The sequence below is a fragment of the Halomonas sp. IOP_31 genome (genome assembly GCF_021151495.1).
Classification (GTDB): Bacteria; Pseudomonadota; Gammaproteobacteria; order Pseudomonadales; family Halomonadaceae; genus Modicisalibacter; species Modicisalibacter zincidurans.
The window spans coordinates 16,210-30,099 of the sequence record NZ_JAIRBP010000026.1; the positions used below are offsets into that span (position 1 = coordinate 16,210).

General features: G+C 62.9%; 9 protein-coding genes. 3 read left to right on the top strand and 6 right to left on the bottom strand.

Annotated features, from left to right (window positions below):
• The first annotated feature begins 98 nt into the window (after window positions 1-98).
• Window positions 99-998: a protease HtpX gene (gene htpX / locus K7I12_RS12940; RefSeq protein ID WP_231664374.1), complete on the top strand. Its 900-nt coding sequence runs from the start codon at window positions 99-101 to the stop codon at window positions 996-998.
• Window positions 999-1,108: 110 nt separating this feature from the next.
• On the opposite strand, the gene pdxB is transcribed toward htpX, so the two are convergent.
• Complete coding sequence (gene pdxB / locus K7I12_RS12945) at window positions 1,109-2,263, bottom strand: 4-phosphoerythronate dehydrogenase PdxB (protein ID WP_031383950.1); 1,155 nt, start codon at window positions 2,261-2,263, stop codon at window positions 1,109-1,111.
• 129 nt (window positions 2,264-2,392) lie between these two features.
• Here pdxB and K7I12_RS12950 point away from each other — a divergent pair, with 129 nt between their 5' ends.
• A complete protein-coding gene (locus K7I12_RS12950; protein WP_031383951.1) occupies window positions 2,393-2,668 on the top strand; it encodes a hypothetical protein in 276 nt (91 codons plus the stop codon).
• Window positions 2,669-2,683: 15 nt separating this feature from the next.
• Here K7I12_RS12950 and rlmKL read toward each other — a convergent pair whose 3' ends face one another.
• Window positions 2,684-4,897: a bifunctional 23S rRNA (guanine(2069)-N(7))-methyltransferase RlmK/23S rRNA (guanine(2445)-N(2))-methyltransferase RlmL gene (gene rlmKL / locus K7I12_RS12955; protein WP_231664375.1), complete on the bottom strand. Its 2,214-nt coding sequence runs from the start codon at window positions 4,895-4,897 to the stop codon at window positions 2,684-2,686.
• A gap of 215 nt (window positions 4,898-5,112) precedes the next feature.
• On the opposite strand from rlmKL, the gene rmf reads away from it, so the two are divergent.
• Complete coding sequence (rmf, locus tag K7I12_RS12960) at window positions 5,113-5,319, top strand: ribosome modulation factor (RefSeq protein ID WP_231664376.1); 207 nt, start codon at window positions 5,113-5,115, stop codon at window positions 5,317-5,319.
• 104 nt (window positions 5,320-5,423) lie between these two features.
• Here the strand turns inward: rmf and K7I12_RS12965 are convergent, their stop codons facing one another.
• From K7I12_RS12965 to trmA, 4 genes are all read right to left on the bottom strand, one after another.
• The gene (locus K7I12_RS12965) at window positions 5,424-6,434 is read right to left on the bottom strand and encodes a quinone-dependent dihydroorotate dehydrogenase (RefSeq protein ID WP_231664377.1); all 1,011 of its coding nucleotides are present in this window, start codon (window positions 6,432-6,434) and stop codon (window positions 5,424-5,426) included.
• Window positions 6,435-6,526: 92 nt separating this feature from the next.
• Window positions 6,527-7,522: a hypothetical protein gene (locus K7I12_RS12970; protein WP_231664378.1), complete on the bottom strand. Its 996-nt coding sequence runs from the start codon at window positions 7,520-7,522 to the stop codon at window positions 6,527-6,529.
• Between the two features lie 170 nt (window positions 7,523-7,692).
• Window positions 7,693-12,531 (bottom strand): NAD-glutamate dehydrogenase, encoded by a 4,839-nt coding sequence (locus tag K7I12_RS12975; RefSeq protein ID WP_231664379.1) that lies wholly within the window; start codon window positions 12,529-12,531, stop codon window positions 7,693-7,695.
• 208 nt (window positions 12,532-12,739) lie between these two features.
• Entirely contained in the window at window positions 12,740-13,843 is a 1,104-nt protein-coding gene (trmA, locus tag K7I12_RS12980) for a tRNA (uridine(54)-C5)-methyltransferase TrmA (protein WP_031383955.1), read from the bottom strand.
• Between the last annotated feature and the right edge of the window lie 47 nt (window positions 13,844-13,890).

A 13,890-nucleotide genomic window follows, 5' to 3' on the forward strand; every position in this document is an offset into this window, starting at 1 on the left:
CGACCAGGCAACAACATTCATCAAGGCGCTTGAAACCCGGGCGCCGGCGACCAATCTAATCGTCAATAACACCCCTCCTGACTGCTGAGGATTCGCCCATGATGCGTATCATCCTGTTTCTGGCCACCAACCTGGCGGTAGTGCTGGTGGCCAGCATTACCCTGCGCCTGCTCGGCGTCGAGCCCTACCTCAACGCCAACGGGCTGAACATGAACAGCCTGCTGATCTTCTCTTTCGTGTTCGGCATGGCCGGTTCGCTGGTTTCGCTGTTCATCTCCAAGTGGATGGCCAAGAAAAGCACCGGCACCCAGGTCATCGATACGCCGCGTAACAGCACGGAACAGTGGCTGCTCGATACCGTCGCCGAACTGGCCCGTGATGCCGGCATCAAGATGCCCGAGGTCGGCGTTTTCCCGGCCCAGCAGTCCAATGCCTTCGCGACCGGCTGGAAGAAGGACGACGCGCTGGTTGCGGTGTCGGCTGGATTGCTTGCGCACATGCGTCCCGAAGAGATTCGCGCCGTGCTCGCCCATGAGATCGGCCACGTGGCCAACGGCGACATGGTCACCCTGGCGCTGATTCAGGGCGTGCTCAATACCTTCGTGATATTCTTCGCCCGCGTCGTCGCGCAACTGATCGATAGCTTCCTGCGCCGCGACGATAACGGCGGGCTGGGTTTCATAGGTTACTTCGTGGTGGTCATCGTCGCCGAGATCATCTTCGGCCTGGTCGCCTCGATCATCGTCGCCTGGTTCTCGCGCTTCCGCGAATACCGCGCCGACGCCGCCGGTGCCCAGCTTGCCGGCAGCGGCGCGATGATCAACGCCCTGGCTCGGCTCAAGGCGGAAACCCAGTTGCCCGACCAGATGCCGGATACGCTGACCGCCTTCGCCATTACCACCGGCCAGACCCGCAAGCTCATGGAGCGCCTGTTCGCCAGCCATCCGCCGCTCGACGATCGCATCCGGACGCTCAAGGAATTGGCTTACCGACAGTAAACGCTGAGATGGGCAGGCATTGAAATGCTTGACCATGATGTTCGGCCGCAAGATCAGGGCTCGCTCCGGCGAGCCTTTTCATGGACGCCACAATCCACCAATCGCCGTGTTCATTGCTTGTTGGCCAGGCGGACCTTGAAGCCGAAACGCTCGAGTGCCTCGCGCAGGTCGTTGTTGTTCTTCTTGAGATCGACACGCAGCGTGGAGAATTCGCGGCGCACCGGGTATTCGCCGCGGTAGCGATCGAACGCCTGAGCCATGCCCAGACGCCGCCGGTAGCGTTCAAAGCCGACCATATCGCGGCGCACGTCGTAGCAGGCGCGCACGCATAGCGAGAGCGCCTCGCCGGGTGGCGCCCAGCCGTTGAGCATCAGCTTGCGCAGCCATGGCTCGGGCTTGAGCTGGCCGAGCTTGCGTCGCGCCGGCAAGCCGAAATGACGCATGATCGCCTGGTAGACCAGTTCGGTGCCGCGCATCTTGCCATCCAAGCTGTAGCCGGCGATGTGCGGCGTAGCGATGTCGACCAGCGAATAGAGCGCCTCGTCGATGGCCGGCTCGTGTTCCCAGACATCGATGACCGTGTACAGGTCGCCGTGTTCGGCCAGCCGCTCACGCAGCGCGCGACCATCGAGACAGTCGCCACGTCCGGCATTGAGCAGCACCGTGCCGGGTCGCAGTGCGGCGATGCGCGCTGCGTCGAGCAGGTGGCGTGTCGGATGATCGCCGGTAGTCACCAGGGGCGTGTGCAGGCAGATGATGTCGGCCTCGCCGAGAATCGCATCGAGATCGACGAAATCGTCGCGATTCTCGGCGAGCGCACGGGGCGGATCGCAGACCAGGCAGCGGGCGCCCAGCTCGGCCAGACGCCGCCACAGGCGGCCACCGACGTTGCCCGCCCCGACGATGCCGATGGTGCAACGATCGAGCCGGCAGTCCTGCTCCTCGGCCAGCATCGAGAGGCTGGATAGCACGTAATCGACCACCGAGTCGGCGTTGCAGCCCGGTGCGCTGGCAAAACCGATACGCCGTTCATGCAGGTAATCGAGATCGATGTGGTCGGTGCCGATCGTGCAAGTGCCCACGAAGCGCACCGGCGAGCCGGCCAATAGCGCGGCGTCGACCCGGGTGATCGAACGCACCAATAGAATGTCGCACCCGGCCACCGCCTGGGCGTCGATCTCGCGACCGGGGAGCCGGCGAATCTCGCCCAGCTCGCCGAAGAACTCATCGACCAGCGGGATGTTCTGGTCGGCTAGAATGCGCATGCTGCTCGCTCCTTGTCCCCGGCTGGCGGGCCGCTACAATGATGGCGCCTCGATCGCCAGCCATCTTAGGCTGAGTGATCGGGGGCGACAAGCCGCCATCGACTCTCTGCCATCGACTCTGGAGCCGCCGTGATCGTCCGCTGGGAAAGCCCTCATGACTATGTGCTGGTGCACATCCATCAGGACATGTTCGGCGACTGGATATTCAGCCGCACCTGGGGCCAGATCGGCACCCAGTTCGGCGGCCTCAAGCATCAACTGGCCGAAAGCCGCGAGCAGGCGCTGATGTGGCTCGACGACGTCGATCACATTCAGCGCTCGCGGGGCTTTCGCAAGGTACTCGAGACCCACGACGACAGCCCCGAGGGCCGCGACGCCGTGCGCCAGCTGTCGCTGCTCGAATAGCCCTTGGCATGGCCTTCATTCGCCGCCTTGACGATGGCGAATCAGGAAACAGTGATGCAGATCGGGGCGCCGCTGGAAATCGGGATCGTAGCTGCGCGAGGTAATGTCCTGCACCGCGAAGCGCTCGGCGAGCCCCTCATCCAATCGGAAGCGGCGCTGGTTGTTGGAAAAGATCAGCGTGCCGCCGGGCGCCAGCCGCGCCATGGCCAGCTCAATCAATCGCGGGTGATCGCGCTGAATATCCAGCGTCGCCTCCATGCGCTTGGAATTCGAGAAAGTCGGCGGATCGAGGAAGATCAGGTCGAAACGGCTCTCGGCAGTTTCCAGCCAGTGCAGGCAATCGTCGCGCACCACCCGATGGCGCGACGGATCGAGCCGGTTGAGCGCCAGGTTGTCACGCGCCCAGTCGAGGTAGGTATTCGACAAATCGACGCTGACGCTATCCGTGGCGCCACCCAGCGCGGCATGCACGGTCGCCGCCCCGGTATAGCAGAACAGGTTGAGAAAGCGCTTGCCGCCGGCCATCTCGGCGATCATCCGGCGCACCGGACGGTGATCGAGGAACAGCCCGGTATCCAGGTAATCGCGCAGATTAACCCATAAACGGGCGCTACCCTCGCCGATCTGAAAGCGTTCGCCGCTGGAATCGCGTTTCTGGTACTGAGCCTTGCCGGCCTGGCGTTCGCGCTGCTTGAGATGAATGCGTTCGGCGCGCACGTCGAGCACCTCGGGCAGCACGCTCAGCGCTTCCATCAGCCGACGCTGAGCCTGGGCCGGCTCGACCGATTTCGGCGGCGCGTATTCCTGCACGTGGACGCGCTCGGCGTAGATATCGATGGCCATCGCGTATTCGGGCATATCGGCGTCGTAGACTCGGTAGCATTGCTCGCCGCTACGCTTGAGCCACTTGGCCAGCCGCTTGCGATTCTTGACCAGCCGATTGGCGAACATCTGCGCCCCCTGCGAGCGCCGATCCGCCGCCGGCGACGATTCGCCGGCATCCGGCCCCGCCTCGGCAATCGCCATCAGCAGCAGCTTGCAGTCCAGGGCGCCGTTCTTGAACGCATACTGCCTGTCGGCGCGCAGCCCGGTGCGATGGCCGAGATCGGGGTTGCCGGTGAACAGCGCCAGGCTCCAGCCGGGAAATTCGCGTCGTGCACGCTCGCCGAGCGCCGCATACAGCGAGACCAGCTCAGGCAGCTCGCCGATGCGTTCGCCGTAGGGCGGGTTGGTAATGATCAGCCCCCGGTCGGTGATCTCCATGGGGCGCCGCAGCTGCCGCACGTCGCCGCCTGCGAAGGTGACCAGCGCAGGAATCCCGGCGCGCATGGCATTGGCCTTGGCGGCGGAAAGCGCCTGGGGGCTCTGGTCGAAGCCATACAGGCGCGATTCGATACGCCGACGACCCAGGTTGGCACGCGCCTCGGCCTCGCGCTTGAGCGTCTGCCACAATGCCTCGTCATGGCCCGCCCAGCCATGCAGGCCGAAACGTTGCCGGTTGAGGTTGGGCGCCACGTCGCCAGCCATCATCGCCGCCTCGATCACCAACGTCCCCGAGCCGCACAGCGGATCGACCAGCGGCTCGCCGCGCTTGGCGCGGGCCGGCCAGTCGGCGCGCACCAGCAGCGCCGCCGCCAGGTTCTCCTTGAGCGGCGCATGGCCCGGCTCGCGGCGATAGCCGCGCTGGTGCAGGCTGGTGCCGGCCAGGTCGATGCCCAGCGTCAGGCGCCCGCGATGCAAGTGCGCATAGAGTCGCAGGTCGGGATCGGGCAACTCGACCCGCGGCCGCTCACGGCCGGCCTGGCGCAATGCATCGACGACGCCATCCTTGACCGTCTGGGCGCCGAAACGGGTATGCCGGATCGCCGCTGACTGGCCGTGGAAGTCCACCGCCAGGGTCGCCTCGGCGGGCAGATGATTCGCCCAGTCGAGCCGTTCGACACAGGCCTTGAGCGCCTCGGGTGTCTCGATATCGGCCTGCCGGGCCAGGCACAGGATGATCCGGTTGGCCAGGCGCGACCACAGGCAGGCGCGATAGGCCACTTCCAGCCCGGCGCTAAAATGCACGCCGGCGACGGTCTGCTTGGTGATCATGGCGCCCCACTGGGTTAGCTCATCGGCCAGCAACGCTTCGATGCCCTTGGGGCAAGTCGCAAAAAAATCCCGCAGCGCGTCGTTCGACACTTCTGACCCTGAAGACTCATCTGACACTGGCGACTCGGTCGGCATGTGAACGAATATTCCTTTTAATTTCACTTGCGTAACATTTGTGTGACAAAAACGACTCGACACGACTGACGTTTTTGGACTAGTACTTACCTTAGTAGCTACTGATAACGCATGCGTTCTGTTCGCGGGCTCTAGAGCAGCGCCAACGGGTCTTCTTGACCGTTGTCGTTTGATGACTCGCAATAAAAACCCGGTTCTTCACAAGAGGCCACCCGATGAAACGACAGAAACGTGATCGCTTTCAGCGTGCCTATATTCATGGCTACAAGGCAGGTATGACAGGTCGCTCTAGAGATGACTGTCCCAGCCAGGATATCAACCTACGCGAATACTGGATGAGCGGTTGGCGTGAAGGTCGCGGGGATCAGTGGGCCGGCATGATAGGGGTTGCCGGCATCCACAAGAACCCCATGGTGATGTAACCTGAATGAACGAAGAATACCCCAAGGCCCGTCTCGATGACGGGCCTTCTTGTTGGTTTCCGACAGTTGCCAAGCGTCCGATTCGACCGGGCTCCTCGCGCCGGTCACCGCAGCGCACGTCGGCACTCCCCGACCAGCGCCGGCCCCCGGTAGACGAACCCCGTGTAGAGCTGAACGAGATCCGCGCCCGCTTCACGCTTGACCAGGGCCTCTTCGCCGTTGGTAATTCCCCCTACTCCGATGATCGGCATGTCGGGCAGGTAGCGGCGCAATGCTGCAACGACACGATTCGATGCGGCGAATACCGGCCGCCCCGAAAGCCCGCCCGGCTCCTCGGCGTGCGACAAGCCCATCACCGCGTCGCGGGCGATCGTAGTGTTGGTCGCGATCACCGCATCGATGGCGTTGCGGGCGAGCGCGTCGGCCACCAGGCCGATGGCCGCGTCGTCCATGTCGGGGGCAATCTTGACCGCCAGCGGCACGCGACGCCCCGCCTGGTCGTCGAGCTGTGTGCAGCGTTCACGCAACGGAGCGAGCAAGCCATCGAGGTGCTCGCCGAGTTGCAGGTCGCGAAGTCCGGGCGTATTGGGCGAGGAGATATTGACGGTGATGTAATGCGCGCAAGCGTGCACGCGCTCCAGGCAAACGAGGTAGTCGTCGACCGCCCTGTCGACCGGCGTCGTCAGGTTCTTGCCGATATTGATGCCGATCACGCCTGCATAACGGCTCTTGCGCACATTGACGATGAGCTGATCGACACCGGCATTGTTGAATCCCATGCGATTGATGATCGCGTGGCGCTCGGGCAATCGAAACAGCCGGGGTCGCGGATTGCCGGGCTGAGGCCGGGGCGTGACGGTGCCGACTTCGACGAAACCGAAACCCAGCGCCCCCAGCGCATCGAGATGATCGGCGTTCTTGTCGAGCCCGGCTGCCAGGCCGACCCGATTGGCGAAGCGCAGCCCCATCACCTCGCAGGGCTCATCGAGTGACTCTCCGGCACCGAGCATTCCCTGCAGATGCAGTCGGTGGACCAGCTCCAGGGCGTGTAGCGTAACGCCATGGGCGGTTTCAGGGTCCAGGCGGAACAACAGTGAACGGGCGAGCGCGTACATCGGGCTCCTCGGCAGCAACGGGGCAAAAGGCGCCGGGAGTATACCGCACAAGCATGGCGGCGGCGACGCACGCTGCGCGCCGCCGAATGACGCTACTGGCTATAATCGAGTTGACGAACTCTTAGCGTATAATTGTTGGCACCCTCCATGGCTGTACCGAACTTGCGCCCACTGACCCAGACTTTATAGCGACCGGGCTTTACTTGCTGCTTGATTGAAAAATCGCCCTGCGCGCCCTGCCCCTGATCGCTGGCGATCACGCGCCCCGTTTCATCAAGCAGCCTTGCCTCCAATTGGTAGCTGCCGCTTCCGGGGAAGGTGGAACTGGTCACGGCGATCGTTCCCGCTTTGGCAACGTCGAACGTCAAGACCTCGCCTTGTTCACGAATCCTTATGTCAGCGACGATCTCCTCGAAAGAACGCTTCTCTTTAGGCTGCTTGGCTGCCTCGGCGTTCTCTTGCCGCTCCTTTCTGGCGGTGGAGGGCGAAGAAGACGCTGCGGCGGGCGCCGCGATGGTAGCGACGGCATCCTCGTCATTGACGAAGGCGGTCTGGCTATCACTGTTATTGAAGAGGATGCCCGCCCCACCGTCGATGCCGCTTTCATCGCTATCAAGGCGCTTGTCTCGAGCATCCAGCCCCGCTACTTCGATCGTATAACTGTTTCCTCCGGAGGCCTCGCTACCAAACTTGTTGGCATTGACACGCAAGGTGTAATCCCCCGGTTCCAGCTCCTGCTCGAGGCGCAAGCCGCCATTCTCCCCGCGGCCCGTCTTCTCGGCGATCAAGCGCCCGCTACTATCCAGCAAGGAAGCTTGGATGCGATATGCCGTTGACTCGCCAGGCAACGTTTTGCTGACGAAGACGTAATTTCCGGCTTTTTTTACCGTGAAAGAGTGCTTCTGGACACCACCGAAACTGAAGCTCTGACTACGCGAATCAGTACGCGCGGTCAGGAAGTTGCTTATATCGACTTTATCTGCTGCTTGCTGCGCCTTCTGCAAGGCGGCACTTTGTGCAAAGGCATCAGGCACTCCGGCATAGAGTCCCAGGACGAGGGTGGCGATGGTCAAAGCGGATTGCTTCATGGGAATTCTCTAATCAAAAATGGGTCGTGGCATGAAAGCATACCAGACCTCCCTGTGACAGTACTGCTGGCCGTCCAGCCTGTTACGGACACGTGATGGCTCGACAATGAACCCCGTCCCTGGGAGCCACTGTCGAGTCACAGCACCATTACAGCGCGGCGGGCCAAGCCTCAGCTCTCGCCGTTGCTCTCGGCAAGATCGACCAGCTCACGTATCGCCACGGCAAACAGTGGATAGCCGCCCTGGGTGCCACCGCGCACTTCATTGACCAGCCCGCACCAGCGTTCGTGGAGATCGGCATGCCGCGCCAGCCACTGATCGACACGCGGCTCCACGTCGCGCGGCGCCTCGGCCATCTTGACCACGCTGACGGTCAGCGCCAGTTGCTGGCGATCGAGATCGTCGCGAAAGGCTTCACGGGCCTGGGCCTGCCAGCTATCGCGTACCTTGAGGGCATCGACCTGCTCGGTCATCCACGGCAACTCGAGACGGTGACCGATCTCGTAGTAGAGCTCGGCGACACGCTGGATCTTCTCGTCGGTCTGCTTGGCCGCTTCGATGATCCCCAACCCGGCGAACAGGTTACCGGTGGCGGCGACGATATTGGCCAACGCCTTGGGTACGCCGGCCGAGGTGAGCTCGTCGCGGCGCTCCTGCCAGAGATCGAGTTCCTGACCACGCAGGCGCTTGCCGATGCTCTCCTGAAGCTGCGACAGGCGCGGCGCGAAGTGCTCGATACTCTCGTTGACCGAAAGGCTGCTGCGCTGACGCAGAAACCAGCGCGTAGCGCGACGAATCAGGCGCATCAGATCGAGCATCATCTGGTATTGAATGCCGCTATCGACGCGATTGTCCAGCGCTTCGATCTGCTGCCACAGCCCCTCGAGATTGAAGCTGTCGCGGGCAATCACATAGGCCCGCGCGATATCCGCCCGGCTGGCCCCGGTGGTGTCGATCAACCGCCGGACGAAGACGATGCCCATATGATCGACCAGGTCGTTGGCGATCTGCGTGGCGACGATCTCGCGCTTGAGACGGTGGCCGTACATGTCGTCGTGGAACCGCTCGACCAGGGTTCTGGGGAACGCCCGTTCGAGGTGACACTGGATGTACGGATCGTCGGGGACTTCCGATTCGATCAAGTCGCCCTTGAGGGTACTCTTGGCATAGGAGATCAGCACCGAGAGTTCGGGCAGCGTCAGCCCTTCTTCATTGTTGGAGCGTTCGAGCAGCGCTTCATCGCTGGGCAGGGACTCGAGTTCGCGATCGAGATGCCCGCTGGCCTCGAGCTCATTGATGAAGCGCCGATAGGGACCCATGCCCTCCTTCGATAGCCGTTCGGACAATGACAGCGCCTGGGTCTGGCGATAGTTGTCGCGTATCACCAGCTCGGCGACCTCCTCGGTCATTTCCGCCAACAGCGCGTTGCGCTGCTTGTCGGTCATGTCGCCGCGCTTGACGATGTCGTCGAGCAAAATCTTGATGTTGACCTCATGATCCGAGCAGTTGACCCCGCCGGCGTTGTCGATGAAGTCGGTGTTGACGCGCACCCCGCGCAGCGCGGCTTGCATGCGGCCACGCTGGGTCAGGCCAAGGTTGCCCCCCTCGCCGACCACCCGGCAGTTGAGTTCATCACCGTTGACGCGCAGGCCGTCGTTGGCCTTGTCGCCGACGTCGGCATGGCTTTCCTGGCTGGATTTGACGTAGGTGCCGATGCCGCCGTTCCAGATCAGGTCGACCTGGGCCTTGAGCATGGCATTGATCAGATCGTTGGGCGAAAGCTTGTCGGCCTGAATGCCGAAGGCCTTCTTCATCGGCTCGCTGATGGCGATCGACTTGGCGCTGCGCTTGAAGACGCCGCCCCCCGCCGAGATCAGTTCGGCGTCGTAATCCTCCCAACTGGAGCGCGCCTGACCGAACAGCCGCTTGCGCTCAGCGAAGGACTTCGCCGGGTCGGGGTCCGGGTCGACGAAGATATGCAGGTGGTTGAAGGCGCCGATCAGCCGGATCCGGTCGGACAACAGCATGCCGTTGCCGAATACGTCACCGGCCATGTCGCCGATCCCCAGCACGCTGAACGGGTCCTTCTGGGTGTCCAGCCCCATCTCGCGGAAGTGGCGCTTGACCGACTCCCAGGCGCCGCGGGCGGTGATCGCCATCTTCTTGTGGTCGTAACCGTTGGCACCGCCCGAGGCGAAGGCGTCGCCCAGCCAATGGCCGTAATCCAGCGATATTTCGTTGGCGATGTCCGAAAAGGTCGCCGTGCCCTTGTCGGCGGCGACGACCAGATAGGGATCGTCGTCGTCGCGTCTTACCACATCCCGCGGCACGACGACCTCGCCGCCATCGAGGTTGTCGGTGATGTCGAGCAGCGCGCGAATGAATAGCTGATAGCAGGCAATGCCTTCCTTCTGGATCGCGTCGCGGTCGGCAGTGTCGGGCATCCGCTTGCAGATGAAACCGCCCTTGGCGCCCACCGGCACGATGACGGCATTCTTGACTTGCTGAGCCTTGACCAGGCCGAGAATCTCGGTACGGAAGTCCTCGTGGCGGTCCGACCAGCGCAGCCCGCCGCGGGCGACCTTGCCGCCACGCAGGTGGACGCCTTCGACACGCGGCGAATAGACGAAGATCTCGAACAGTGGACGCGGCTTGGGCATCTCCGGCACGCGCGTCGGGTCGAGCTTGAAGGAGATGTAGTCCTTGACCGCGCCATGGGCGTCGCACTGATAGAAATTGGTGCGCAAGGTGGCCTGGATCAGATCGATGTAGCGGCGCAGCAGCAGGTCGTCGTTGAGGCTCGCGACGCTGTCGAGCATCTGCGTCAATCGTTCGACACTGGCGTCGATCTGCTCGGCTTGCCGCTCGCCCTGCGGGTCGAAACGCAACGTGAACAGCCGGATCAGCTCGCGTGTGATCTCCGGGTAACTGGTCAGCGTGTTGGCGATATACAGCTGCGACAGGCCGAAGCGGATCTGCTTGAGGTAACGGGCGTAGGCGCGCAGTATCGCGACCTCGCGCCAGTCGAGACTGGCGGCGATGATCAGGCGGTTGAATGGGTCGTTTTCGGCCTCGCCTGTCCAGATACGCTTGAAGGCGTCGATGAAGATATCGCGCATGTCCTGCAGATTGACGACTTCGCGGCCATGATGCTCGAGCGTGAAATCGTGAATCCAGAACGCCTTGTCCGCCCGGTGGATGCCGTAAGGACGTTCGCCGAGGACGCGAAGCCCCAGGTTCTCCATCATCGGCAATACATCGGAAAGCGGGATCGGCGCATCGCCATGGAACAGCTTGAGGTTGACGCCCTCCTCGTCCTCTTCGACCAATCGGTAGAGACTCAGGGCGACCGGCGCCCCCTCGTCGACTTCGCCGATGTGCTTAAGGTCATAGACGGCGGTGCGCGCCGTGAAATCCTCACGATAGCTGCTCGGAAAGGCGTCGCGATAGCGACCCATGAGCCGGTTGGCCCGTTCCTCGCCGACACCTTCGACCAAGGCGTTATGCAGGTCGTCGCGCCAACTGCGGGCCAGCCCGGCGATCTTGTTCTCGAGCTTGCGCAGATCGTAGTCGGTCGGACTGTCGCCATTGAAGCGCAGAATGAACTGGATGCGCGCCAGCACCGATTCCGACAGATACGTGTTGAAATCGCCGAAGGTGGCGTCGAGCTCCTCGCAGAGCAGATTCTGGATACGCACCCGCAGGTCGGTGGAAAATACGTCGCGCGGCACGAACACCAGACAGGAATAGAAATGGCCAAAGCGATCCTCACGCACGAACAGACGTACCCGGCGCCGCTCGCGAATATTGAGGATACCCAGCGCCGTCTCGGTCAGCTCCTCGGTGCTGATCTGGAACAGGTCGTCGCGCGGATAGACCTCGAGGATCTGCAAGAGATGCTTGCCGTTGTGCCCCTTGGGGTTGACGCCGGAGGCATCCAGCACCGCCTGAATCTTTCTGCGCAGTACCGGAATGTGGCGCGGTGAATCGTTGTAGATCACCGCGGCGTAAAGGCCGATGAAGCGCCGCTCGCCGATCACGTTGCCGTCCTTGTCGTAGCGTTCGATGGCAATGTAATCGGGATAGGCGGGACGGTGAATGCGCGCGTGATAGGCACTCTTGGCGAAGGTCAGCAGTTCGGGAATCAGTACGTAGCGATCGTCCTCGATGCCCTGGTCGCTACGAATACGCTCCTGATAGCGCGGCTGGTCGAGCTTGAATACCCCCAGCTCGCTGCCCTTGACGCGCTGCAGTTCCTGGCGGCCCTGCTTGTCGATCACCGCGTACTCGTCGTAACCGAGGAAGGTGAAGTGGTCGTTCTGCAGCCACTCGAGAAAGGCGATGGCTTCGCTGTGATTCTCCTTGCTGACCGGCTTGGGGCGCGTGGCCTTGATCTCTTCCAGAGCCTCGCCGACCCGCGCCAGCATGGGCTCGAAGTCCTCGACCGCAGTGCGCACATCGGTCAGCACGTCGCGCAGGCTCGCCTCGAGATCCTCGAGTACCGGGGCGTCCGAGTGGCGATCGATCTCGATGACCATGATCGATTCCCGCCCCTGCGGCGCATCCTTGTCGCGCGGCGACGCGGTCCGCTTGAGACGATGCTGGCGGTCGCGCTCGACGGCGAGCACCGCATTGTGGATGGCATGCACGGTGATGCCGCGGCGATTGAGCTCGATGCGCACCGAATCGACGAGGAACGGCATGTCCTCGTGCAGCACCTCGATCAGCGTATGCGAGGACTGCCAGCCATGCTCTTCGAAATCGGGGTTGTAGACATGCACCTTGGGCGAGCGCGGATCGTGATGCTGGATGAAGTGCCAGGTCATCAGCGTCGCCCCGTAGGTGTCGTCGAGGTGACGCTCGATTAGATCCTCGAGCGGCGCACTTGCATAAAAAGCCTCGGCGAAGGTCGTCACGGCCTCCACCTTTTCCTGCGGCAGGCGCTTGGCGAGCTGCTCGCGAAGTTGAGCCAGGAATTCCTGTTTGCCATCGATTGCGACGTGTTGCATCAATCACCTCGGCTGCATCCAGCCGCTGCCTGCGGCCGGGAGATATTCATTGGCGCGGTCGATCACACGCTGGCGATGAGCTTACTCTAGCTCTACCTCGCTTCCCCATCGTCATGCCGGCTTCTTCATGATGCATGACAGTTGTGCATCGTTCCTTGACTTTACAAGCGCTCGCAGGAGACGCCTTCAGCCTGCCAGCATGCCGGGCTCAGCGCCGTTCGAGCAAGACCCCGCACTCGCAGTGATCGGTCCAGGGAAACTGATCGAACAGCGCGAAGCGCACGATACGGTGAGTGTCGTGAAGCTGGCGCAGATTGTCGAACAGCGTCTCGGGATTGCACGAGATGTAGACGATGCGCGGATACTCGCGCAAGCGTTCGCAACTCGCCGTATCGAGCCCTGCCCGCGGCGGATCGACCAGCACGGTGGTGAAAGCGTAGTCGCCGAGCGCCATCGCGGACACTCGCCGCCCCTGCCTTTCGCCGGCCAGCGCCTCGGCGAACGCCTCCGCCGACATTCGCGCCACGACGGCATTGTCGATGCCGTTGGCGGCGAGATTGACCTGCGCCGAAGCCACCGAGGTGCGCGATATCTCGGTCGCCAGCACCCGCCGGAAGTTGCCGGCCAGCGCTACCGTGAAGTTACCGTTGCCGCAGTACAGCTCGACCAGATCGCCGGAGCGGCTGTCGCGGGTCGCCGAGCGCGCCCAGCCGAGCATGGCGCGATTGATCTCGGCATTGGGCTGGGTAAAGCTGTTCTCGACCTGCTGGTAGACCAGCGTCATGTCATCGACGGCGAGGCGCTCCCAGACATGGTCCCGATCCAGCACCTGCCGCTGCTTGCGCGCCCGGCCGATCAACGCGACCCCCAGGTGCGCCTGCAACCACTGCGCCTCGGCCTCCCAGGCGGCGTCGAGCGGGCGATGATAGATCAACGTCACCAGCGCCTCGCCGCTCAGCGTGGTCAGAAATTCGGCCTGAAACAACTTGCGACGCAGTCGGGGACGGTCACGGATGGCCTCCAGCAAGCGCGGCATCAGCGCGTTGATGGCCTCGCTGGCCACCGGATACTGATCGAGGCGAATCACCCGCTTTTGCCCGGGATCATCGGGATCGACCTCGAACATCGCATAGAACAGCTCGTCGCCCTCATGCCAGATGCGAAACTCGCAGCGCATGCGGTAGTGGCTGGCTGGCGAGGCGAAGACCTCCAGCGCCGGCGGCGATAACCCGGCAAAGCGCTGACTGATACGCGCTCGCTTGGCTTCGAGTTGCGCCGGATAGCGCTCGGGGTCGACAACGGGTACGGCCACGCAGGCTCCTTGTAAGCGTAAAGTCGGGGTCGGATTTGCAAGCACAC